Here is a 23,232-nt window from a genome sequence, read left to right as displayed (position 1 = left end):
TGCCATCACTGGAGTGGCTAATAATAGGGGGAATAAAGTAAAGCTGATTATGCACTTTTTCAACATAATACCGTCTCTCTTAGGCTGTTTAACTTACATTCACTATACAAACCCTAAGTAGTAAAGAAAGCACAATAGAGTATTTACGTAAAACAATAAACAACCGTGTTTTATTTTAAGTGTTTGATAGTTAAGTGTTTAATGGCTTTTTATCTTAAGAGGGCGACTGGTTATGACCGACAGTAATTGTCCACAATCTGCTAAGGGAGGCAGGAAAGGAGCACGCGAGGTAATACAAACCTCAGTAAAAATAGCAGCTTATTTAAAGTTAGGTTGTAGCCTGTTGGTGGAGTTGTTCATGTTTGAAGGGGATAGCGCAAAGCCTGATAGCCGCCGCGTGATGGCAAAAATATAGCCATCAGGCCCGTTCTTACTATAAAAAGTACGTTCAAATCTGATGGCTATTTTCTATGGTTTTCGTGTCTCTGGTTGTCAAGGGCTGGCTCAGTTAGCTTGCCAGCTTGGGATTACAAACATTCGCGCTCACCGCGGCGTAATGGATCGGGTTTTTCGTCACCACTGGCACAAAAATCTAATGAGGCAGAGTTAAGGCAATAGCGCAGCCCAGTGGGCGCTGGTCCATCAGGGAATACATGACCCATGTGCGCGTCGCAACGTGAGCAGCGAATTTCTACGCGGCGCATGCCATGAGTGACATCAGACAACTCAACAATATGATCGGTGTGATAGGGCGCAAAAAAGCTCGGCCAGCCGGTGCCAGATTCAAACTTACAAGCAGAGGAGAACAGCGGCAGCGCACAGAGCTTGCAGATATAACTGCCTGCTTGTTTGTTATCTAATAGGCCCCCACAAAATGGCGCTTCTGTGCCTTGGCTAAGCAATACATGTCGTTCTTCTTCGCTTAATGTGGCGGTGATGGCATCTAACAGCTCTTTGCTCGGCGGGCTTAAATCATAAGGCGTTGGAGAGTGCGACATAAGGCTACAAATCCTTTTTTAACTGATGTTTAAAGAAATGCTGTACCTTGGCCACTTTGGGCTGGGCAACGGCGGCTATATAGGGTTGATTTGGGTTGGCAGCGGCGTAATTTTGATGGATCTGCTCTGCGGGATAAAATGCAGTTAATGGCTCTAGGCTGGTCACTATGGGCTGCCTGACTACGCCGTTTTGCTCTAGTAATTGTATATAATCACTCACTAATTGCTGTTCTGCCTCGTTTTGATAAAACACGGCAGAGCGATATTGGCGACCTTGGTCGTGACCCTGGCGGTTAAGCTGGGTGGGATCGTGTGCAATACCAAAAAATACTTTAAGCAAAGTGCCGGGGCCAATGATGGCGCTGTCATATTCAATGCAAATAGCTTCTGCATGCTGAGTATTGCCACTGCACACGGCATCGTAATTGGCGGTATCTTTGCTATCACCAGCATAACCGGCTACCACATTAAGTACGCCATTAAGTTGGCGATACACAGCTTCGGTGCACCAAAAGCAGCCACCTGCCAGCACTAAGTGACGAATGCCTTGCTGTAAAAATGCATCGTCTTGGGCATCGGGAAAGTCATGGGGTAATAGGCTCAGTACTTGATCTGGCATTACATTTCTCCTGCATAATGATAATACTACGTTAACATAGCTTGCCATAAGGCAAAACGTTGTTGAGCATTAATGGCTCGCAAAATACGCGCTTTTTATGTGATAGTGGTCACTTTAGTTGGTCGAAAAGGACGGTTACTACTATAAAGATCACTATTTTCTGTAGCTGATCCGGCCATCCTGCTAGGCTATGCGCATTTATGCGACACGCGGAATATTCATGGAACTGGAATTAGGACTGCTCACCTTAAGCTTGTTGGCTGTGGCTGCGTTATTGGCTGGTTTTATTGATGCTATTGCCGGTGGTGGTGGGTTAATTACCGTGCCCGCCTTGTTAGCCACTGGCATGCCGCCGACTATGGCGTTGGCCACTAATAAACTACAAAGTAGTTTTGGTTCATTCTCAGCGACGTTTTATTATTTGCGCCGCGGGCTCCTCGATTGGCGCACCATGAAGTGGGCTGTAGCCTGTACTTTTATCGGGAGCATGTTGGGGACGGTATTGGTGCAGTTAATTGATGCATCATTACTGCAAAAAGTACTGCCTTTTTTACTCGCCGCGTTTGCTTTGTATTTTTTATTTTCACCGCGGGTGGGTGATCAAGATAGGCAGCATCGCTTAAGCATGATCCCGTTTGCCTTATTGATTGGCACTGGGGTGGGCTTTTATGATGGTTTTTTTGGACCCGGTACGGGGTCATTTTTTGCATTGTCATTTATTGCGCTGGCCGGTTTCAGTATGGCTAAAGCTACAGCGCACACCAAGCTGCTCAACTTTACATCTAATATTGCCTCCTTGTTATTTTTTATCTTAGGCGGGCAAGTGGTGTGGGTAGCCGGTTTATCGATGGCGTTAGGGCAGTTTGTGGGGGCGCGACTCGGCTCTAAAATGGTGGTCACTAAGGGGACACGCATTATCAAGCCGATGTTAGTGACTGTATCTATTGTGATGTCTCTGCATTTATTATGGCAGCAATACCCAAGCTGGTTTAGTTGGCTGAGGTTTACAGCTTAAATACTCATCTTCAGCATAATAATTTAAGGCATAAAAAATAAGATGCTAATCACCCTCTTTTTGCAACAACAACGTAAGTACCATTATTGGCTAGCCGGGCTAGGTATAGCCTTGCTGGCAAGCATGTTATTAAGCTTGCAGCTGGGTGCAGTGGGGGTAGGTATCGAAGCATTATGGCAACCGGTGTCGGCGTTAGAAGAGCAGGTATTTTGGCAATTAAGACTGCCACGTACTTTGTTGGCGGTTTTGGTGGGAGCAAGCTTGGCCTTGTGTGGTGCCGTGTTACAAGTGTTGCTGCATAACCCCTTGGCTGAGCCCGGCTTAATAGGCATTTCCAGTGGGGCCAGTTTAGCAGCGGTCTTAACATTATCGCTCTCGGTGTCATTAGGCATAACGCTGCCTTATTGGAGCTTATCGCTGGCTGCTTTTGTGGGCGCTTTGGTGATCACTTTATTGTTGTTGTCTTTATCACGACGGCGGCTAGGCTCTGGCGCCTTGCTGTTATTTGGGGTGGCAGTGGGTATTTTGGCTAATGCGGTACTTACGTGGTTATTGTATATGGCCGATGATGCCTCATTGCGCAGTTTTTTATTTTGGATGATGGGCAGCCTAGGGCATGGTCAGCCGCTATCATTTGTTTGGTGGTTGCCGGCCATAGTCACCTTAGTGTGGCTAATGCGCCAAGGTCGAGCATTAGATATTTTGGCTCTAGGTGACAGTCAGGCTCAATTATTAGGGCTGAATGTGCACAAGTTGCAGCCGCGCTTGGTGTTGGCGGTGTGCTTGCTGACCGCCTTTAGTGTGGCCATGGCCGGTCCCATTGGTTTTGTCGGGCTCGTGGTGCCGCATTTGTTACGCTTGCTGGTGGGCGGCAAACAACGATTTTTACTCCCCGCCTCGGTACTGGCTGGTGGTCTGGTATTAACGCTTGCCGATGTGGCGGCGCGTACATTACTTAGTGTGGGCGAAATGCCGATAGGGGCAGTGACGGCAACCTTAGGAGCGCCGGTGTTTATTTGGTTATTGGTGCGTCGTTATGCTGGCGCTTAATGGATTTGTACAAGCTGATCGTGTGGGGCCTATTCACGGAGAGTTTGTGTCGGGCTGTATAACATTACTGATTGGGCCCAATGGCAGCGGCAAGTCTAGCTTATTGGCGGGGGCTGCAGGGCTAAGCTCGAGCGACGAGGGGGGCGAGGCACAATTAGCAGGGCAAGCCTTGTCTCGTTTTAGTTTGCATGAATTGGCGCGCCACCGCGCCATGTTGGCGCAACAGGCGGTGCTACCCCATGGGCTGCGTGGCTACGAATTACTGGCCTTGGGAGCTGAGCCAATAGGCGGTGTTAGCGAAGAGGTCTGTTTAGCAATGGCTAGGTTAGCGAAGCCGCTAGGCTTAGAAAAGCTCTATCATCGCCAACTTAATACCTTATCGGGGGGAGAGCAGCAAAGGTTGTTGATTGCGAGCACCTTGTTACAGGTAGATCCTGCGATTAATCCCGATGCCAAACTCCTATTACTCGATGAGCCCTTAGCAGGGTTAGACTGGCAACACCAATTAGCCACTTTGCGCTTATTACGCCGTTATGCCGATCTTGGATTAGCGGTAGTGGCATCTATCCACGATATTAATCTGGCGTGCCAATACGCCGATAAAGTATGGTGCTTGCATCAAGGGCGCTTGGCGGCATCTGGCCCTGCGAGTGCTATTACACCTGCGTTAATTGCTGAAGTATTTGAGGTTGAAGTGCGCTTGTTAGAGCAAGATGGCCTGCGCATTATGCTGCCGATAGACGAAGCCGAGCCACAAAAAAGTCCCACCCTACAAAATTAAACTGTTATCTCCTTCTGTCGCTCTTGGCGTTTCACGCTAGATTAGCACCTTAGCTGTTATCGCCTTTATATAAGCAATACTTTATATAAGTTTTTTATTATGTAAGATGTTATTTATACCAAGGCCTTTAAGCCGAGGCATAGCGCCAAGGAGGGAAGTATGATGTTATCAGTGAGTAAGCGACTTTGGTTGGGGCTAATGGTTGCCGTGGCTCTACTGAGTACGAACGCTCTCGCCATCGACACCAAGTCATCGACCGCAGATCACTCGCAATTTGACGTATTAAAGGCCCCTTTTGGTAGTGGCCCAGAAGTGACGACCGCTTGCTTAAGTTGTCATACTGAGTCGGCAAAGCAATTACAAGACACCCTGCATTGGAACTGGGAGTATCAACACCCAGAAACGGACCAAACACTCGGTAAACGCCATGTGGTGAACAGCTTCTGTGGTTCGGTGAAGTCTAATGAGCCGCGCTGTACAAGCTGTCATATTGGTTTTGGCTGGGATGACATGCAGCAGGCACCGCCGAAGGCAGAAAATCGCGTTGATTGTTTAGTGTGTCATGACACCACGGGTGAGTACTGGAAACTGCCTACAGCGGCAGGGCATCCGATTTACCAAGCCATTGAACAGCCAGCAGGGAGTGGCATTTGGAAGCAGCCGCCTAATTTAAGCCACATTGCCCAGCATGTTGGGGAAACGCAGCGAGAAAACTGTGGTGCCTGTCATTTTAGTGGTGGGGGAGCCGATGGAGTTAAACATGGTGATCTGGACTCATCGCTGATTAACCCTTCACGCAGCCTAGACGTACACATGTCGCCCGATGGGGCTAATTTTACATGCTCTGAATGCCATACCACCAGTGCGCACAATGTGACGGGCAGCCGCTATTCCACCAATGCCCGTGATACGTTAGGCATAGATACACCAGGCCACACTGATCACACTCGTGCATCCTGTGAGTCGTGTCATGGGCTTGCGCCGCACCCCAACACCTCGAAGTTGAATGATCACGTAAACCGTGTGGCATGCCAAACGTGTCATATTCCTGAATTTGCTCGCGGAGGAATCGCAACAAAAACGTGGTGGGATTGGTCAACAGCTGGCCAGCTCGACGAACAAGGCAAACCCTTTGCAGTGCTTGATGAAAATGGCAATCCCGATTATTTAAGTATCAAAGGCGACTTTAAACATGGCTTAAATGTAGAGCCTGAATATCGCTGGTTTGATGGTGAGGTACGCTACACCCTAGAAGACGAAAAACTTGATGTAGATAACCCACCTATTCAAGTCAATAGTATTGCCGGCAGTTACCTTGATCCTAAGGCGCGTATTTGGCCGTTTAAGATCATGCGTGGTAAGCAGCCTTACGACACTAAATATAAAACACTATTGGTCACTCATGTTTATAGCCCAGATGACGACTCGGCTCTGTGGTCAAATTACGATTGGGCGAAAGCATTAAAAGCGGGCACCGATGCCGCCGAACAACCTTATAGTGGGCACTTTGACTTTATTGAAACGCAAATGTATTGGCCTCTTGCCCATATGGTGGCACCCGCCACAGACGCCTTGCAGTGTGGGCAATGCCATGCCAGAGACGGACGGTTAGCTGCCGTAAGTGGCTTTTATCTGCCGGGTCGAGATCACCACGCTGTGCTAGACACCCTAGGTTGGGCGGCAGTGATATTGGTGTTGTTAGGCAGTGCTTTGCATGGAATGTGGCGCGTAGCAAGCGGGAGAAATAATATGGCACCTAATATGAAATCAAAGATAACACACACACCCACCAAGCCGACGGTGATGTTCACACGGTTTGAACGCTTTTGGCACTGGTCTCAAGCGCTATTAATTATCGTCCTGTTGTTTAGTGGTTTTGATGTGCATGGTACTTATCATGTACTGGGATTTTCTAAGGCCGTACCGTTACATAATATGGCGGCCTATGCGCTAATAGCCTTATGGGTGCTGGCTATCTTCTGGCACTTTACTACTGGCCAGTGGCGACAATACTTGCCGACGACCCACCAGCTAGGGGCTGTCATTCATTATTATCTGGTGGGTACTTTTACCGGCGCAAAGCACCCCTTTCGCCCGACCAGCCAAGCTAAACATAACCCATTACAACGGTTGGCGTATTTGTGGCTAAAGCTGATGATATCGCCACTTATCTGGGGCTCAGGATTATTATATTTATTCTATGGCCAGCGCCATCAATTAGGCTATGCCAACATACCTTTGGAATATATTGCGCTCACTCATACCGCTACCGCGTTTATGATGCTGGTGTTTTTAATTGCTCATCTGTACATGCTAACGATGGGCAGCAGTGTGTGGAGCTCTATTAAGCCGATGATCACTGGTGTTGAAGTGCGCGAAACTAGAGAGGAAGATCACACCGCGACGCACAAGGAACAACCAAAGGCGGATTAAGCAGATGTTTGAATGGCGAACCCGCGGCGCAATAAAAAAACACCGAGGCTTAGCTCGGTGTTTTTATTTTTATGACTGCTTTTAACCGCACAGGTTAGGGATTAGTAAATACCTGACCCGAAATGTCGGGGTGATAAATCGGCTGGATAACGTTACCGGCCGGATCGGTAATATGAAAGCTGCGCGCGCCGTCACCGTGATCGTGTGGGGTATCTAGCATAGTCACGCCTTTACTTTTAAGAAATAAAAACCATTCTTCTAGCTGCTCTTTGGTGTCGACAATAAAACCAAAGTGATCCAGCGTTTGCACGCCACTGGCAGCTACATCAGCGCGGCCTAATGAAATATTGTCGTTGCCACAGGTGAGGTAGACCAAGTCGGCGTGAGCACGGCGCAACAGCTGCATACCTAAAATCTCGGTATAAAACTGCTCACACTCTTCGAGATTAGGCATTTTGAAGGCGATATGACGCATACCATTAAATGGGCTAGGTCTTTCCATGGCAAAGCTCCTTGGCTTGTCTGTTGTGTGACTTGTCTATAGTGTTAAGAGTTGTGTACTATTTACAACGTTTTCATTATCAGATGGAGTTTACAATGTATTCGATTATTGTCAAAACCAAGCTAAAACCCGGTAAAACAGAAGAGTTTCTCGCCGCCATGCTACCGAATGCCGAAGCTTCAGTGCGCGATGAGCCCGGTTGCCATACGTTTGATGTGCTACAAGACCGCACCGATCCTGAGCTATTTTGGCTATATGAAATTTACCAAGACGAAGCGGCCCTAGCCGATCACAAGCTGACACCGCATTATAAAGCCAGCCGCGCTGTGGTGACCGATTTAATTGCTGAGCAATCTGTCATTAAAGCCGATGTATTAGCTATAAATCCCAGCCGTACGCTTTAAGCCGTCAGCTTTTTGCGCAGCAGTATGGTTTAAGGTACAGGTATAGCGAATGCAGATACCGAAACGAGCCCAGTAAGATGGAAAAGGGCGGTGTTTATCTTTAACTGACGGCGACCCTAAGGGTTAGTTTTTAGCCAATTCAGCCAGCAGGCTAAGGCTGTGGTGGCGGGCGCTAGGCTCGTAGATATCTGATGTTACCATGATCTCGTCAGCACCGGTTTGGGCAAGTAGGGCGTTAAGCTTTGTCGATACCTGAGCTGGTGAGCCAATGGCAGAAGCCGCTAAAAATTGTTCGACGCCTTGTTGTTCGTGAGGCAGCCAATGGCCATCCATGCTATCAAGAGGCGGCTTTAATGTGAGAGAGTGTCCTCTAAACAAGGATAATATTTTTTGTTGTCCTGTGGTGGCGAGCCGTTTGGCTTCTTGCTCTGACTCTGCCACCACAACCGGTACTGTGATCATCACGTAAGGCTTGGCCAGAGCGGAAGATGGGCAAAAATTATCTTTATAGAGCTGTACAGCCTCCACTAACATACGCGGCGCAAAGTGTGAGGCGAAAGCATAAGGCAGGCCCATTTTGGCTGCTAGTTGCGCACTAAATAAACTAGAACCTAGTAACCAAATTGGCACATGGGTGTCGGTGCCCGGAATCGCTCTGAGCTGCTGACCGTGCTGATTAGGCCCCAATAATTGCTGTAACTCTTGTACCTGTTCGGGGAAGTGTTCGGCATCTTGTGGGCGACGATGCAGAGCACGCATGGTCGCTTGGTCAGTACCGGGAGCACGGCCTAAGCCTAAATCTATACGATTGGGGTACAGAGTCGCCAAAGTGCCAAATTGTTCAGCCACCACTAATGGTGGGTGGTTGGGCAACATAATGCCGCCGGAGCCGACACGAATGCGCTGAGTGTGTCCGCTAATGTGACCAATAAGCACCGATGTTGCCGAACTGTTGATACCCTCAATGTTATGATGCTCAGCAAGCCAAAAACGCTCAAAGCCCAACTGCTCCACATGTTGGGCTAGCGCGACTGACTCGTTCATGGCATCAAGTTGTGTGTGCCCGCTGCGAGTAGACACCAAATCCAACATGGATAAAGTAACTTGAGCGAGTAAAGACGTCGTTGCTGACATTAAGCCTCTCATTTACGCATTTTGTGATGATCAATATAAGGATAACATCATATTTGACTGCATCTGGCTAGTGATGCTTACCTAATGTAGTGTATTTCTAATATTAGGTAGATAAAGTTAAAGAGATAAAAATAATGGATATACTAGAAAAGTTAACGAGCTGGCAGATAACGCCCCCCTTAATTGAACATCCGCCCTTATTTACCTGCGATGAGGCGGATCGCTTGTTGTTAGAGCGCCCCGGCACGCGATTAAAAAATTTATTTTTACGAGATAACTATGGCCGTCGTCATGCCTTATTATTAACGCGCCCCGATAAACAAGTGGATTTAAAAGCACTATCCAAGCAGTTAGGCTGGTCACGTATTGGTTTTGCTTCCGCTGAGCGTCTTGAGCGTTATTTGGGGGTGGCGCCTGGCCATGTGTCGGTATTGGCGTTAATTAATGACGCAAACCAGCACGATGTGGAACTGTGGCTTGATAATGACTTAAGTGAGGGCGATGACTTTCATTGTCATCCACTGCGCAACACCGCCACTGTGTTACTGAGTAAAGCCGATCTTGCCTGTTTTGCCGAGCACACCGGCCACACCCCGCAATGGATTGATGTACCAGAGCGCTAAAAGCAGCTCTAAGGTTCCCAGAATAAAAACACCGAGCATAAGCTCGGTGTTTCACTATTGTTTTCTGCTCTTCTTTAATCTTAGTTAAGACTAGGCACTTGATGCTGGGTGCTCGGCGCTGATATTACATCGCTTCTATTTTGGCCGGTAACCCTTGGCGCACGGCGGCACCGCTAGTCCAGTCTAGCCACACGTTGGCCACGTCTTTGCGGGTGGGATCCATCAATCCTAATAAGTTTTGGTTAACCCCCGCCCCCAAGCGTGGGTTAGCGGCCATGGGTTTGCCATCTAGCTCATGGGCGCGAGCCCCAAGCTCGGTGTGGCCATAGCCGTGCTCTATTGCAATGGCGCCTTCTACAATGCCATCGCGCACCAAGGCAATGCCTTCAATTTGGCCACCTGGGGTGGTTAAACGTACCCCTTGGCCGTGTTTAATGCCGGCGCGCTCGGCGTCTTTGCGGTTGATGCTGATCGGGTTTTCAGGGTGGATCATGCGCAGTCGCTCGGCCCCAATACTGGATGAACTCATAATATGAGATTTATATGAGGTGACCAGCAGTGGCCAGTCTTGCTCAGAATAATGCGCGCGCATTGGGCTGCCATCGGCAAAGCGAGGACCATATTCTGCCGCGCAACCTAAGAGTTTTTCTCCGGTCATGGAATGGGTAATACTGCCCACGGTTTCGTTCCAAATACACAAGGTGGTGTTAATACGGCTGTTCATCAGCTCATCTTCCCAGCCACTGGCAAAAGGTGCAAAGCGTCCGCCCCGGCTTAGTACAAAACCGACCTTGCGTTGTTCGTCTGTGGCTAAGGTGTCCTTGATCAGCGGCATCATGCGTGCGGCATTGGTTAGCATTAAATCATCGGCGCTGGCATCGGGTACAGGATCGTTATTCGCAAAGGCTAAGTTAGCGGCAGCTCGCAGATAAAAATCTGACGAGGTATGCAGGCCATGTTTATTGCCTTTATGATCGCTAATGACATTATCACCGTAGCCGGGTAAGTTCATTTTTTTGGCCACGGCAATAATAAAGGACTCTAAGCCCACATAGTCGCCATTTTCAAGTCTAGGCGTAGCCGGTGTCACCACGGGCCAGCGCGCCGTAGTGGTTTTTTGTGGTACGCCACTCCAAGGTTTGGTAAAGCCCCAGCTTTCGTAGGTGAGCGTATCTGGCACAATATAATCGGCTAACGCCGTGGTCTCATTAATAAAGCCATCAATGGCGATAAACAGCGGTAGTTGTGCCGGATCTTTTAATTTTTCACCTAAAAAGGCCTGTGCGCCACCAATGCCATACAGTGGGTTGGTCATGTGGCTGATCCAAGCTTTAAGGCGATAGGGATACCCGCCAAAGGCTGCCGCTAAATGCTCGGTGAGCAAGGGAGATGAAAAAGTGTACCAAGGGGCGCGCGAAGGATAAGGCGACTCGCCGGCTGCAACTTTGCGTTGATACTCACTGCTGTTTTCATAGGCAAAGCGGTTGCGTGATAAAAACAGGCCTTTGGGACCAATTTTGCCGTCAAAGTTCATTAAATCATAACGTGGCCCCCCTTCAACACCCGCCACTCCACCGGCTCCGGGAGCCAAGCCGCCTTTGGCGTTAATGTTACCTAATAGGGTATTTAGGGTGATCACAGCAAAGGCGGTATAAAAGGCATTGCCGCTCATCATGCCGCCATGGGCATCAACAGAGGCTTTAGTGCCATGGCGTTTTAGCTCTTGGCCAAGGCCTGCAATAATGGACTCTGATACGCCACAGCGTTCGCTATATTGGGCGAGGGTGTGGCGTTGTGCGGATTCTTTTAAGCATTGCAGTGACGATTTTACTTCAGTGGGCACGCCATTAATGTTGACGGTGCGCATCACCCATAATTTGGCAGGGCGCGCTTGAGTATGCGCCATTAGCTCGCCATTGCTGGCATCCACCACCAAGTGAGTATCAGTGTCGCCCATATTCAGATCGGCGGCAGTTAAAAAACGACCCGCTTCAGGGTGGGGCGCTTGTATCACTAAATGGGTAGCATTGGCGTGGCTGGGCTGCTTGGCTCTAGCTTGGGCGGCGGGGCCGGGTTGGGCTAAATAGTCGAGGTTAATGCCCTCGTTTTCGATTAACCAACGGATCAGTGCCATGGCTAAGGCGTCATCGGTCGCCGGTTTAATGGGTACCCAGTGACCCCGATTTTCATTTAAGCGGCTAATACTGTTGGGCAAGGTGGGGGCCACCACCACATAATCGAGCTTGCCGTCGCTTCGAGCCTCAGCCAGTTGGCGGCCTTGGCGTTTAAAGGGGTTACCGGCTTGAGCTGGAGAAGTACCAATACAGAGCACAAAACGGGCGTTATCCCAATCGGGCTTACCATGGGCAAACTTTTTTAAATCCGGGTTAAATACCGCTCCCGCTCCGGCTCGGTAGCCAAAGCCGCAATAACCGCCGTGGTGGCCAAAGTTACGGGTGCCATAGCTATTAAAGGTAAAGCGTTTTAAGAAGCTATCACGGCCTTCGTCACCGGCGTTGGTAACCAGTAACTGGTTGGCCTTAGGGCCATACTCAGGGTTATTGGCATCCACTGGGGTGTCAATATCACGGATCGCGGCTAGGCCCTCAACATGGCCTTCACCAAATAAATCACCCCCTTCAACCACTTCTTTAATGAGTTGCTCAAAACTAATGGTTTGCCATTTGCCTTCACCGCGCTTACCAGCACGGTTCATAATTTGGGTGAGGCGATAAGGGCTTTGCAGTTGCTCGCCAAGTGCGGCCCCGCGAGCACAAGCGGTGGAGCGGTTATTAATGCCCGACTCACCGGCCAGCTGGGTAAACACCTCGCGCACCGGGGTTTCTTGTGCTGGCGCATGGGTGTTAGATAAAGGGTGATAAGGGTTGCCGGCAATACGGATAATTTTATTCGCTTGGGTGTCTACTCGTGCGCGCAGCCCACACTGGGTCCAGCAACCAAAGCACTGTACTGGGCTGACAACTTGATTCTCGCCCATCACTAACTCGTTATCTGGGGTCACCATAAACTCAGGCTGCAGGGCGTTACCGGCAATACGGTCGTTGGTGGGCACGCCACTGGTACCATTGAGTAAGCCTTTTACTGCTTTATTCACGGGGTCGGCATAGCCGAGTGCAAAGGCACCGGTGCCGCCGGCAATCATGCCTGCTTGTAATAAGGCGCGACGTTTTTTATCCATGACGGACTCCCATATTATCCAATAAGGCCCACACTACACCGGCCATGGCTAACCATAAGCCAAGGGTGCCGGCCACAATAATGCCAGCCGAGCCGACTAAGTCGGGGCTTAGGTGATACAAACCAGCACCGTATTTAGGCACGGTTTGTACGTTCATTAACACCACCCATCTAAAGCCCCACGAGCACAGTAGTGCCAGCAGCGCGGGGATAAAGTCAAAGTGGCTACGCGGGTTGTTGCGCCGAGCAAAGCACAATAACCACAACAAGACACCGCCCATTAGTGACACTAATAGAAGATCTCGCCAAAATTCAAAGTTGCTAAAAATGCGATACGCCTCTAACCAAGAGGGTGAGCTAAATATCATGCCTAACCCAGCCCACAGCACCATGGCACTAGTGAGTGCGGCTAGGGTGAACAGCATGCCACGACGCAGTGGCAATACTTTGTTATCGTCGCGAGGAAACAAAATATCCAGCAGTAATAACAGGCCAAATAAGGCGAGCAGGGCGGTCAGTAAAAAGTTAACCGGTAACCAATAGGTATCCCATAATGCCCGTGAGCGCACCACCATGACTTCCATGCCGGTGTACAGCAAAATACCCAACGCCGACAGGGCGGTGAGCCAGGCCAGTAGGTGCAGTATTTTTCCTTTGGGCCACAGGGGGAGTGCACACCACCATGCCAACCAAGGATGTTTGGGCTTAAGTAAAGGCACTAACATGCTCAATGACACCACTAAAGTGAGGGTGACAAAGACCGGCAAGATTAAAGCGCCAATCCACATCCAAGAGCTGGGGGTGAGCTGGGTATAAAAGTGCCAAAAGCGTAGCGGCTGGTGTAAGTCGGCCAATAACGCCACCGGTCCTGTGACGGCACTAATGCCCATAATAAAGGCCAAGCGCCAGCGCCAAGGGGCTAAGCTTGAGCCGTCACGCAAGGCAAACGGCAGTAACAGGGCGGCGGTGGCCGCTAAGCCAATTAAAAAGAAGTATTGCACCGCCCACGGTAGCCAAGGGTTAGCAGTTCAATAACAGGCATAAGGCCTCCTAAGCGTGTTGTGGAAACCAAAGTCCGGGCTGACCGTCAATACGATCCACAAACTCTTCACCTAGACCGATGTAATACACTTGCGGTGCTGTGCCTTGTTCGGGCTTTAACACCTTAATGTCTTGGTTATGTTCTTTTAAGAGCTGGCTAATGTGGCTGTTTGGGTCTTTCATATCGCCAATCACCCGCGCCCCACCCACACAAGACTCCACGCAGGCGGGTAATAACCCCACTTCTAAGCGGTGCACGCAAAAGGTACACTTATCAGCGGTTTGGGTTTCGTGGTTGATAAAGCGCGCATCATAAGGACAGGCTTGTACGCAATAGGCACACCCCACGCACTGTTCATTATCAACCACCACAATGCCATCGGCCCTTTGGTAGGTGGCTTGAGTGGGGCACACTGGCACACAAGGTGGATTAGCGCAGTGGTTGCACAGTCTGGGCAACATCACATGACTGACTTGGTCTTGATGTTCCACCGTTACTTCATATTGCTGCACTGTGGTACGAAATTGGCCAATGGGCGGTAAGTTTTCCATGCTGCAACTCACGGTACAGGCTTGGCAGCCAATGCATTTTCGTAAATCAATGATCATGCCATAGCGTTTATGACTGTCCCCATCAGCAGTCACAGGAGCCGCTTGCAGCTCGGTTACCGGGATCAGGCTGGCGCCAGCGGTGAGCCCGGTCAAATTTCTAAGAAATTGTCGTTTACTGACGTCCATAAATAACTCCTTATGAGTAATGAATGCTATTGTCTCGATCCTTTACCCACCCGCTCTATTGTGGTTTACCACATAAGGCACTTTGACTTGATCTGGAACAGGTTTTTATACTCTTTAGTGGCCGTTATGCCGCTTTTATTGTTGAGCTTTCCCGTTATTAGCCAGCAGTATCAGGTAGGTTTTTTGGCGGTGCGTGGTGAAACGCACTCTCAAGCTCACTGGGCGCCTACCTTAGCCTTATTAAATGCGCGTTTTAGTGAACATGAGTTTGTTGGCCGCCATCTCACGCAATCGCAACTAGATGACGCACTTAAGCAACAACAACTGGATTTTGTGGTGACCAATCCGGTGCATTTTATGTTGAGCCATGGTCAAGCTCTTAATTGGTTGGCTTCGTATTTAGACTCTCACTACGGTCAGGCGCGCGCCAGTGTGGCCGGCACCTTATGGGTGCGAGCTAATAGCACCATAACTGAGCTTGAACAATTAGGCGGTGTAACAGTAGGGGCCGTGCACGAACAAGCCTTTGGCGGGTTTTTATTAGTGGCCGAGCAGTTGCGTCGTCGCCAGATACGGCTCAGTGAACTGAAGATGACCTTTCAAGGATACCCACTGGATAATTTGGCTTATGCACTGCGTGATGGCGCAGTGGAGGCGGCTATTTTGCCCAGCTGTTTATTAGAAGACATGGTCGATGAGGGATTGCTTAAGCAAGAGAACTTTAGGGCGTTAATGGTGCAGTCTAGTGCCCCCTGTGTGCGCTCTACCCCGTTATATCCGGGTTGGAGCTTTGCCAGTGTCGGTAATATAGAAGAGTCGTTATTGCGAGAGATGACGCAAGCTTTATTGAGCCTAGAGGTAGAGGCACGGGCGCAGTGGGGGGCCAGTGTACGACTAGATGAAGTTGCCCAGTTATTAAGTGACTGGCAATTAGGGCCTGAGCCTAAGCCGTTAGCGCACTGGGCGTTATTACAGCAGTTTCTTGAACAGCACTGGCCATGGTTGGCCGGTTTTATTACCTTATTGCTCGGGCACCTGTTATACCACTCTCGGGTGGCGGTATTGCTACATAGGCGTACTAAGGAGTGTGAGCGCTTATATCATCAGGTACAACAAAAAGAGCAAGCGCTGGCCCAGGCGCGACAACGCACGCTTATGGGAGAAATGGCCACCGGCTTAGCTCATGAGCTCAACCAGCCCTTATCCGCTATTCAAGCTTATGCTCAGGCTGGGGAGTTAATGCAAGACCCGATTAAACATCAGGCGGCATTTAGCCACATAGTGGCAGAAACCGAGCGAGGGGCGGCCATTATTCGCCGTTTTCGCCAATGGGCGACCCAGCCCTTACCCAGTGCCGATGCTGTTGAACTGGCCGAGTTATGCCAAGAGGTTATAGCGCGCATGCGACCGCGCATTGAAGCTTTAACGGTGCACGTCACTCTAGAGCTTACGTCTGGCACCTTATTATCAATACGCCCCGCCATAGAGCAGATATTAAATAATATATTAAGTAATGCGCTAGATGCCCATGAGCGCCGCTTGCAAGCCACACCCACCCATAAAGGCTGGATCACGCTGACCTTAAGTCAATATAGCGCAGAGCAAGTCACGGGTTGGCAATTACTCATAGAAGATAATGCCGGTGGCATAGACGACAGTATTATTACGACCTTGCAGCACAATTTACCCGCCAGTCATTATCATGGTATGGGCATAGGGTTATTAGTGAGTCATAGGTTGGCCTTGCGCTTGCAGGGGCAGTTAAGTTTGAGTAATACCGAGCAGGGCACGCAAGCACGGCTAGTCATTAAGGAGAGCGAGTGAAGCACAGTATACCGGTTTACATCTTAGATGATGACAGCCAAGTATTAGCGGCAAATCAGTTTTTATTACAGGCTCTGGGTTATAAGAGTCAGACTTGGCAAGATCCTGAGCAATTTTTAGCTGAGGTGAATGAGCAAATTCCGGCTATATTATTACTCGACTTAGCCATGCCCAAACAAGATGGTTTGGCAGTGCAGCAAGCGCTGTTGGCTCGTCACTCTAATATTGCAGTGATCTTACTGACCGGCCATGGTGATGTGCCTCAAGCAGTGCAAGCCATGAAGCAAGGGGCGGTAGACTTTTTAGAAAAGCCGGTTGATGTGAAGCGCTTAACGAGTGCCCTAGCACAAGCCTGTGAACGAGTAGCGCTACTCACTGATTATGCCAACATACAAGCGAACTTTGCCTTATTATCAGCTCGTGAGCGTGAAGTGGTTAAATTGGTTGCTGAAGGCCTAACAAATAAAATGATTGCTCATCAGTTATGTGTCGCGGTGCGCACGGTAGAAGTACATCGAGCCTCTGCTATGAATAAGCTTGAAGTAACCAACATGGCTGAGCTATTAAACCAGTGGCAACAGCTAACGTATGGGTTACAGGTATAATAATGACGTTATGAACCTTATGAACCTTATGAACCCGCTGTCATTTGTCACCACCGCAAGAAAAAGGCCGTTACGCTGTGTACAGAGTAACGGCCTAATATTACGGTGAGTCGCGTAGCGAGTGAATCAATCGGCACTGTCCATTGGCTCATAGTCTTCGCTATGACTTAACGATGCGACAGGGGTACATAATCTATGTACCCGTTTAGGGCCTATCACCTTTAGGTATTTCAACCACACCTTGGCATGCGTGCTGCCTACAGCTACTCCTTGTTGTACTTGCTCAATAAACCGTTGCTCGGCATCACAACCTGGCGCGCGTTGTTGGGTATAGAGCGCCAACATGGCATGCCCTGCTTGTTCGAGTAGCTGGGCTTCGGTTACGGTAAATTCACCACAGCGACGCAGACCGCGCGGGAAGTGGGCAAAATCTTGAAATAGTTTAGCTGACTCAAAGTTCATATTGGCTCTCACTGTAAAATAGTGTCTTTCTATTGGCGCAAAATATGGCACTGCGTATCAGTATGCAAAATCAATTTTTTTCACGTCTCGCTTAATGATATTGTATGACTATTGATAGCTTAGCTATTAGTCTCATCTGACCCTTGATCAGTACCGTCACTGGTCAACTCAATAAAGCGTGGGTGCTGGCGCAATGGCTCAAATTCTTCGTCTTCTGCTGCTACATCGCGCAAGTGCACATTGTTTTCTACGGCCAACTCTAAATCCGATAAAGCTTGTTCTTCGTGGCCTACGCCGGCATGAGCACAGGCGCGCTGATAGAGCGCATGAGCGTTTTGTTGGTCTACTTGCAGTACTCGGTTACAGAGGCTGAGTGCCCATTGGCGCTCGTTCATCATAAGGGCGGCGTCAGCTTTGTGGGTCATGGCATCTAAATCCCCCGGCTTGATATCTAAAATTTGATCATAAATATCAATTTTAGCCTGTGGGCTTTGTTCTTGACTTGCTCGTAACCATAAACCATGAATTTCTTGAAAGCGCTCTATTTCGCGGTAGTTCTCGGCAATTACCTTGGTTTTACGCTGTAGTTCACGTTCAATTTGTTTTAGTTTATGTTCATAAGAGCTGGTAATTTTACGCATTTCCGTTTCGGCATACTCGCGCGCCGTCTTTTTAAGTTCGCGTAGTGACTGCCAGCCTACAATGGCCAAAACAGACGCAGCCCCAGCAAGTAAGTAGAAAAAATAAGTAACGGTCACGTTAGCGTAACTGATCGCTTTGTCAGCCACTTCTAATTCTTTTTCGGCTATTTCTTCAGTCACCTTAATTTGATACTTAGCCATATCTATGCGTAAGGCTTTTAATTCATCCAGTATATAGCGCTCCATAAAGGGGGTTAGTGGAATGCGACTTTCGGCTGGGGCCTGTACCGATGCTGCCTCAGGTTCAGGGGACGTTTGAGCATAAGTAGATAAAGAAAGTATTAGAAAACAAAACGAGAACAATATTTTCAGCATGAGGTACCTAGCAATAGAGTAAATAAGATAAACAAGCATGCTGAGAATAACGTGATGTAGCTAACTGTACAAATATTGCTAGGCGACCCACTGTGCCGCCTAGCATAAGCTTGAGTGTTTAAACCAACTCCACCGCCTCAGCTTGAGGGCCTTTTTGGCCTTGGCCAACAATAAAGGTTACTGCTTGGCCTTCTTGCAGTGTTTTGAAGCCTTCTCCTTGTATTGCCGAAAAATGCACAAATAAATCTGGACCAGAGGTTCGAGTAATAAATCCAAAACCTTTTTCTTCATTAAACCATTTCACGGTTCCTGCTTCTCGCGTACTCATAATATGTATCCGTTGCAATGTGACGAGGTGGCGATAAAACGTCGCCACCTCGTTAGTATAGCAGCTCACGTAGCATGGGCTTTTGCGCGCTTTTTTACAGCACAAAAAAAAGCAGGAATACGTCACCCTAAGTAGCGATTTTTTATCGTTACGCTGGGTTAAAGCGCATCACATCCGAACAAGAAATTGTATGCAACTCTAACTAAATAATCACATATAGGCTTGCAATTAATGCTCATGTTGGTAGGTTAATAAAGGAATATTACTTAGCCCACTAACTAAAAAAGGTTAGGACTATAAATGATTGACACTGACACGACCATTGACTTGCAGCTGTTGTTGCGTCATCCAAAATCAACTGACGGTTACGAAATAAACCGCTTGATTGATCGTTGTAAGCCCCTAGATACCAACTCTACCTATTGTAATTTACTACAGTGTTCGCACTTTGCTGATACATGTGTAGTGGCAGAAAATGAAGAAGACGGTTCATTACTGGGGTTTATCTCTGGCTACCGCAAACCTGCTGAGCCAAACACCTTGTTTGTCTGGCAAGTAGCCATAGATAAACGCGCACGTGGTGAAGGTTTGGCTCGCACTTTAATTGATACCTTGTTGGATTCTGAAGCATGTGTTGGTGTAACACATCTCGAAACCACCATTACCGCAGACAACGCGGCTTCATGGGGGTTATTTGAAAGCCTCAACCGCAGGCAAGCCACAGGTAAAGGTGAGCGCCACATACTGTTTGACCAGCAGCGCCATTTTAATGGTGACAGTAATAGTGAAATATTATTTCGCATTACGCTCGGCTAATCCCCTCTAGCCGATATACCGCATACTTTTTTTTTAGATTTACACTCAAGACTTGAAGGAGTCAAAATGAGTAATATATTTGATGTAATGGAATCCACTGTACAAACCTATGCTCGTTCTTTTCCCGTGACCTTTAATAAGGCACAGGGTGTATGGCTGCATGATGACGCTGGTAATCGTTACTTAGACTTTTTAGCCGGTGCCGGTACTCTGAATTACGGTCACAACAACCCCGTACTTAAAGAGGCATTAATTGAGTATATTCAAGCCGACGGTATTGCTCATGGCTTAGATATGCACACCAGCGCTAAAGCCGGTTTTTTAACCGCGCTACAGCAAATTATTCTTAAGCCTCGTGGCATGGATCATATTGCCCAGTTTACTGGCCCTACTGGTACAAACGCGGTAGAAGCGGCGATGAAGCTGGCGCGTAAAGTCACAGGCCGTAATAACATTGTTACCTTTACTAACGGTTTCCACGGCGTGACCTTAGGTGCCTTGGCGGCAACGGGTAATCAACACCACAGAGGCGGTGCCGGTACCTCAATGGCCGATATTAGCCGTTTACCTTACGACGGTTACCCAGGCTCTGGTGAAGACAGCTTATTGCTGTTTGAAACCATGCTTAACGATAAATCCAGTGGTTTAGATAAACCAGCTGCTGTGCTGTTTGAAATTGTACAGGGCGAGGGCGGTTTAAACGCCTCATCATTTGAGTGGCTACAGCGTTTAGAGAAAATTTGTCGTGCCCACGATATTTTAATGATTGCTGATGATATTCAAGCCGGTTGTGGTCGTACTGGTACTTTCTTTAGTTTTGAACCTGCGGGCATTAAGCCAGACATTATTACCCTGTCTAAATCATTAAGTGGTATGGGCTTGCCTTTTGCATTAGTGCTATTGCGCCCAGAGCTAGATAAGTGGAGCCCAGGCGAGCATAACGGTACCTTCCGTGGTAATAACCACGCCTTTGTTACCGCGCGTAAAGCGTTAGAAACATACTGGCAAGATGATGAATTAGCCGCAGGTGTTCGTGCCAAAGGTGAGTTGTTAACTCAGCGCATGCAAGCCATGGTTGACCGCTTCCCTAAGCTGTTCAACAAGGTAAAAGGTCGCGGTATGATGCAAGGTCTATCTTGCCATAGTGGTGATGTGGCAGACATTATTACCGGTAAGTGTTTTGAGCGTGGTTTGGTCATCGAAACTGCAGGTCCAGAATGTGAAGTGGTGAAATGTTTATGCCCACTGATCATTACTGAAGCTGAACTAACTCAAGGTTTAGACTGGTTAGAAGAGGCGGTTGCAGAAACAGAAGAAGAGCGCATACGTAAAGCTTCTTAATGTTGTAGGCCACTAAAGGGGTAATGCAAATTACCCCTTTTGCTAACAGAATTCGTTGAGCTTGTCTTAATTGAGCTCAAAATAAGTATTAAATAAAGGAAATGTCATGATAGTACGTACGCTTGCAGAATGTGAAAAAACAGACCGTTGTGTAAAATCTGAAACCGGCACCTGGGAAAGTACTCGTATGTTGTTGAAAGACGACAAAATGGGCTTCTCATTTCACATCACTACTATTTATGCCAAGGGTGAAACACACATTCATTATAAGAACCACCTTGAGTCTGTGTACTGCATGAGCGGTAACGGTGAGATTGAAGATTTGTCTGACGGCAAAATCTACCCGATTGAACCTGGCACTCTGTATATTTTAGATAAACACGACGATCACCTGCTACGTGGTGGTAGTGAAGATATGAAGCTGGCTTGTGTATTCAACCCGCCATTGAGCGGTAAAGAAGTACATGATGCTGACGGCGTATATGCAGCCGACACTGAATAAAAAGAATACTGTTACGGGGGCATGATGCCCCCGATTACGATCATTTTCACTGGGCAGGGCGCTATTTTTTAATGTCCCAGGCCCAATGAAAATGTGCGACTGCAGTAATTAACTGTTTTACAAACATAAAGGGAATAAAAGTGCCACATACACATACAGTAGAGAAGATTGGCGGAACCTCAATGAGCGAATATGAGGCGGTACGCGATCATGTAGTGTTACATAACCGCACTCCAGAACAATATTATCAACGTATTTTAGTGGTGTCGGCTTTCGGCGGTGTCACCGACGGCCTATTAGAATGTAAGCGCACTGGTGCGCCGGGTGTTTATGCCACTTATGCAGACTCAGAAGATGACAGTGCTTGGGAACAAACCCTAGATAATGTGTGCAATTACATGGCACAAATTAACGAAGATATGTTTGGCAAGACCCCCGAGCGAGCATTAGCAGACTCTTTCTTACAAGACCGCATTGCTGGCATTCGTGATTGCTTGCATCATTTGCGCCAAGTGTGTGCCTTTGGTCAGTTTCAGTTAGCTGAACAACTGCAAACTATTCGTGAGCTATTAGCGGCCATGGGGGAAGCCCACAGTGCGCATAATATGGTGTTATATTTACGCCAAAGTGGTGTCAATGCGGTACTGATGGACTTAACAGGCTGGCGCACCGACGATGCATTGCCATTAGATGATGTATTAGAACAAGCATTAGCCCACATTGACTTATCGACTCAATTACCCGTTGTAACAGGCTACGCACATTGTCAAGAAGGTCTAATGAGCCGATTTGACCGTGGCTACAGTGAGATGACCTTCAGCCGTTTGGCGGTACTCAGTGGTGCACGCGAAGCCATTATTCATAAAGAGTTTCACTTAAGCAGTGCCGATCCTCGTCTTGTGGGTAAAGACAAGGTAGTGCCGATTGGCCGTACTAATTATGATGTGACTGATCAGCTATCAAACTTAGGAATGGAAGCCATTCACCCACAGGCAGCTAAAGGCTTGCGCCAGCAAGATATTCCATTGCGTGTTCGTAACACCTTTGAGCCGGATCACGAAGGGACACTCATCACCACTGATTACCGGAGTCCGTCTCCGTGTGTAGAGATGGTAGCGGGGCGTCGTAATATTTTTGCTGTAGAGCTATTTGACCAAGATATGGTGGGCCGAGTGTCACACTATGCTGAGTGTTTTACTGATGAATTAGACGGTATGCGCTTAAACTTAGTATCAAAAGACATGAACGCCAACACCCTAACGTATTATATTTCAGGTAACCGTAAAACGGTGCGTACCTTAGTGGGTGCGTTACAGCGTCGTTTTGAGCAGGCTGAAATTAATGCTCACAAAGTGTCTGTGGTGTCTGCGGTTGGTAGTGATATGAGCATTCCGGGCTTGTTAGCTCGCTCAGTGGCGGCATTGAACAAAGCTAACGTGCCGGTACGTGCGGTACATCAGTCGCTGCGAGCAGTAGAAATGCAGTTTATTGTTGACGATCAGTATTATGAGCAAGCTGTTGTTTCATTGCACAATGAGCTGGTACAAACCGATGCCGAAACCGTGGCTATGTCGGTTGCCTAACTTCATTAACCTTAGATAAGCCGACTGTTTTTATAACATAACGTTTGATCACGTAACGGTCTTCATTATCCCCTGCTAGCCAATAGCAGGGGATTTTTTATATTCACCTTGCAGTTTCCAGTCTGTCACTTCATCACATCTTTTTGTTGATGTTTGAGTAGAAGTCAGGCAGAGCGCGCTACTCCGCTCGACTCGCCGTAAACCCATCCATGGGGGCTC

General features: G+C 48.3%; 21 protein-coding genes and 1 pseudogene. 12 read left to right on the top strand and 10 right to left on the bottom strand.

Going from position 1 to position 23,232, the window contains the following annotated elements:
• Nucleotides 1-527: 527 nt before the first annotated feature.
• The gene (gene msrB, locus ACTHY5_RS04675; RefSeq protein ID WP_441877069.1) at nt 528-998 is read right to left on the bottom strand and encodes a peptide-methionine (R)-S-oxide reductase MsrB; all 471 of its coding nucleotides are present in this window, start codon (nt 996-998) and stop codon (nt 528-530) included.
• A 4-nt stretch (nt 999-1,002) separates the two neighbouring features.
• A complete protein-coding gene (gene msrA / locus ACTHY5_RS04670; RefSeq protein WP_441877066.1) occupies nt 1,003-1,617 on the bottom strand; it encodes a peptide-methionine (S)-S-oxide reductase MsrA in 615 nt (204 codons plus the stop codon).
• A 226-nt stretch (nt 1,618-1,843) separates the two neighbouring features.
• Here msrA and ACTHY5_RS04665 point away from each other — a divergent pair, with 226 nt between their 5' ends.
• The 4 genes from ACTHY5_RS04665 to ACTHY5_RS04650 all read left to right on the top strand — a co-directional run bounded on the left by ACTHY5_RS04665 (nt 1,844) and on the right by ACTHY5_RS04650 (nt 6,896).
• Complete coding sequence (locus tag ACTHY5_RS04665; RefSeq protein ID WP_441877072.1) at nt 1,844-2,632, top strand: TSUP family transporter; 789 nt, start codon at nt 1,844-1,846, stop codon at nt 2,630-2,632.
• Between the two features lie 42 nt (nt 2,633-2,674).
• Nucleotides 2,675-3,682 carry a vitamin B12 ABC transporter permease BtuC gene (gene btuC / locus ACTHY5_RS04660; RefSeq protein WP_441877063.1) on the top strand — a complete coding sequence of 336 codons (1,008 nt, stop codon included), beginning with the start codon at nt 2,675-2,677 and terminating at the stop codon, nt 3,680-3,682.
• Nucleotides 3,669-4,463 (top strand): vitamin B12 ABC transporter ATP-binding protein BtuD, encoded by a 795-nt coding sequence (locus tag ACTHY5_RS04655; protein WP_441877060.1) that lies wholly within the window; start codon nt 3,669-3,671, stop codon nt 4,461-4,463. The genes btuC and ACTHY5_RS04655 overlap by 14 nt, the downstream gene beginning before the upstream one ends.
• Nucleotides 4,464-4,622: 159 nt before the next feature.
• Entirely contained in the window at nt 4,623-6,896 is a 2,274-nt protein-coding gene (locus ACTHY5_RS04650; protein WP_441877057.1) for a tetrathionate reductase family octaheme c-type cytochrome, read from the top strand.
• 94 nt (nt 6,897-6,990) lie between these two features.
• Here ACTHY5_RS04650 and ACTHY5_RS04645 read toward each other — a convergent pair whose 3' ends face one another.
• On the bottom strand, nt 6,991-7,398 hold the full coding sequence (locus ACTHY5_RS04645; protein WP_441877054.1) for a VOC family protein: 408 nt from the start codon (nt 7,396-7,398) through the stop codon (nt 6,991-6,993).
• 95 nt (nt 7,399-7,493) lie between these two features.
• On the opposite strand from ACTHY5_RS04645, the gene ACTHY5_RS04640 reads away from it, so the two are divergent.
• Nucleotides 7,494-7,802, top strand: coding sequence for a putative quinol monooxygenase (locus ACTHY5_RS04640; RefSeq protein ID WP_441877051.1), 309 nt, complete (start codon nt 7,494-7,496; stop codon nt 7,800-7,802).
• A gap of 123 nt (nt 7,803-7,925) precedes the next feature.
• Here the strand turns inward: ACTHY5_RS04640 and ACTHY5_RS04635 are convergent, their stop codons facing one another.
• Nucleotides 7,926-8,936, bottom strand: a complete 1,011-nt coding sequence (locus ACTHY5_RS04635) for an LLM class flavin-dependent oxidoreductase (protein WP_441877048.1) — start codon at nt 8,934-8,936, stop codon at nt 7,926-7,928.
• Between the two features lie 134 nt (nt 8,937-9,070).
• On the opposite strand from ACTHY5_RS04635, the gene ACTHY5_RS04630 reads away from it, so the two are divergent.
• A complete protein-coding gene (locus ACTHY5_RS04630; protein ID WP_441877045.1) occupies nt 9,071-9,559 on the top strand; it encodes a prolyl-tRNA synthetase associated domain-containing protein in 489 nt (162 codons plus the stop codon).
• 124 nt (nt 9,560-9,683) lie between these two features.
• Here ACTHY5_RS04630 and ACTHY5_RS04625 read toward each other — a convergent pair whose 3' ends face one another.
• From ACTHY5_RS04625 to ttrB, 3 genes and pseudogenes are all read right to left on the bottom strand, one after another.
• Nucleotides 9,684-12,758: a molybdopterin dinucleotide binding domain-containing protein gene (locus ACTHY5_RS04625; protein WP_441877042.1), complete on the bottom strand. Its 3,075-nt coding sequence runs from the start codon at nt 12,756-12,758 to the stop codon at nt 9,684-9,686.
• Nucleotides 12,751-13,767 (bottom strand): annotated as a pseudogene (gene nrfD, locus ACTHY5_RS04620) (NrfD/PsrC family molybdoenzyme membrane anchor subunit); the annotation flags it as partial. The gene ACTHY5_RS04625 and the pseudogene nrfD, both read right to left, overlap by 8 nt.
• 40 nt (nt 13,768-13,807) lie before the next feature.
• Nucleotides 13,808-14,536, bottom strand: coding sequence for a tetrathionate reductase subunit TtrB (gene ttrB, locus ACTHY5_RS04615; RefSeq protein ID WP_441877039.1), 729 nt, complete (start codon nt 14,534-14,536; stop codon nt 13,808-13,810).
• Between the two features lie 126 nt (nt 14,537-14,662).
• Here ttrB and ACTHY5_RS04610 point away from each other — a divergent pair, with 126 nt between their 5' ends.
• Both ACTHY5_RS04610 and ACTHY5_RS04605 read left to right on the top strand, forming a co-directional pair.
• Nucleotides 14,663-16,360: a PhnD/SsuA/transferrin family substrate-binding protein gene (locus ACTHY5_RS04610; protein ID WP_441877036.1), complete on the top strand. Its 1,698-nt coding sequence runs from the start codon at nt 14,663-14,665 to the stop codon at nt 16,358-16,360.
• A complete protein-coding gene (locus ACTHY5_RS04605; RefSeq protein ID WP_441877033.1) occupies nt 16,357-16,965 on the top strand; it encodes a response regulator transcription factor in 609 nt (202 codons plus the stop codon). The genes ACTHY5_RS04610 and ACTHY5_RS04605 overlap by 4 nt, the downstream gene beginning before the upstream one ends.
• A gap of 126 nt (nt 16,966-17,091) precedes the next feature.
• On the opposite strand, the gene maoP is transcribed toward ACTHY5_RS04605, so the two are convergent.
• The 3 genes from maoP to ACTHY5_RS04590 all read right to left on the bottom strand — a co-directional run bounded on the left by maoP (nt 17,092) and on the right by ACTHY5_RS04590 (nt 18,771).
• Entirely contained in the window at nt 17,092-17,427 is a 336-nt protein-coding gene (gene maoP, locus ACTHY5_RS04600) for a DUF413 domain-containing protein (protein WP_441877030.1), read from the bottom strand.
• 119 nt (nt 17,428-17,546) lie between these two features.
• Nucleotides 17,547-18,443 (bottom strand): tetratricopeptide repeat protein, encoded by an 897-nt coding sequence (locus ACTHY5_RS04595; protein ID WP_441877027.1) that lies wholly within the window; start codon nt 18,441-18,443, stop codon nt 17,547-17,549.
• 118 nt (nt 18,444-18,561) lie between these two features.
• Nucleotides 18,562-18,771, bottom strand: coding sequence for a cold-shock protein (locus ACTHY5_RS04590; protein WP_441877024.1), 210 nt, complete (start codon nt 18,769-18,771; stop codon nt 18,562-18,564).
• A gap of 300 nt (nt 18,772-19,071) precedes the next feature.
• Here ACTHY5_RS04590 and ectA point away from each other — a divergent pair, with 300 nt between their 5' ends.
• The 4 genes from ectA (at nt 19,072) to ACTHY5_RS04570 (ending at nt 23,013) form a co-directional block, all read left to right on the top strand.
• Nucleotides 19,072-19,587: a diaminobutyrate acetyltransferase gene (gene ectA / locus ACTHY5_RS04585; RefSeq protein ID WP_441877022.1), complete on the top strand. Its 516-nt coding sequence runs from the start codon at nt 19,072-19,074 to the stop codon at nt 19,585-19,587.
• A gap of 66 nt (nt 19,588-19,653) precedes the next feature.
• Nucleotides 19,654-20,928 (top strand): diaminobutyrate--2-oxoglutarate transaminase, encoded by a 1,275-nt coding sequence (gene ectB / locus ACTHY5_RS04580; RefSeq protein ID WP_441877019.1) that lies wholly within the window; start codon nt 19,654-19,656, stop codon nt 20,926-20,928.
• 106 nt (nt 20,929-21,034) lie between these two features.
• Nucleotides 21,035-21,430, top strand: a complete 396-nt coding sequence (locus ACTHY5_RS04575) for an ectoine synthase (protein WP_441877016.1) — start codon at nt 21,035-21,037, stop codon at nt 21,428-21,430.
• A 140-nt stretch (nt 21,431-21,570) separates the two neighbouring features.
• Nucleotides 21,571-23,013: an aspartate kinase gene (locus ACTHY5_RS04570; protein ID WP_441877013.1), complete on the top strand. Its 1,443-nt coding sequence runs from the start codon at nt 21,571-21,573 to the stop codon at nt 23,011-23,013.
• The last annotated feature ends 219 nt before the right edge of the window (nt 23,014-23,232 follow it).

This window comes from Oceanisphaera sp., from assembly GCF_052084945.1.
Classification (GTDB): domain Bacteria; phylum Pseudomonadota; class Gammaproteobacteria; order Enterobacterales; family Aeromonadaceae; genus Oceanimonas.
This window is presented reverse-complemented; position numbering and strand designations above follow the sequence as displayed.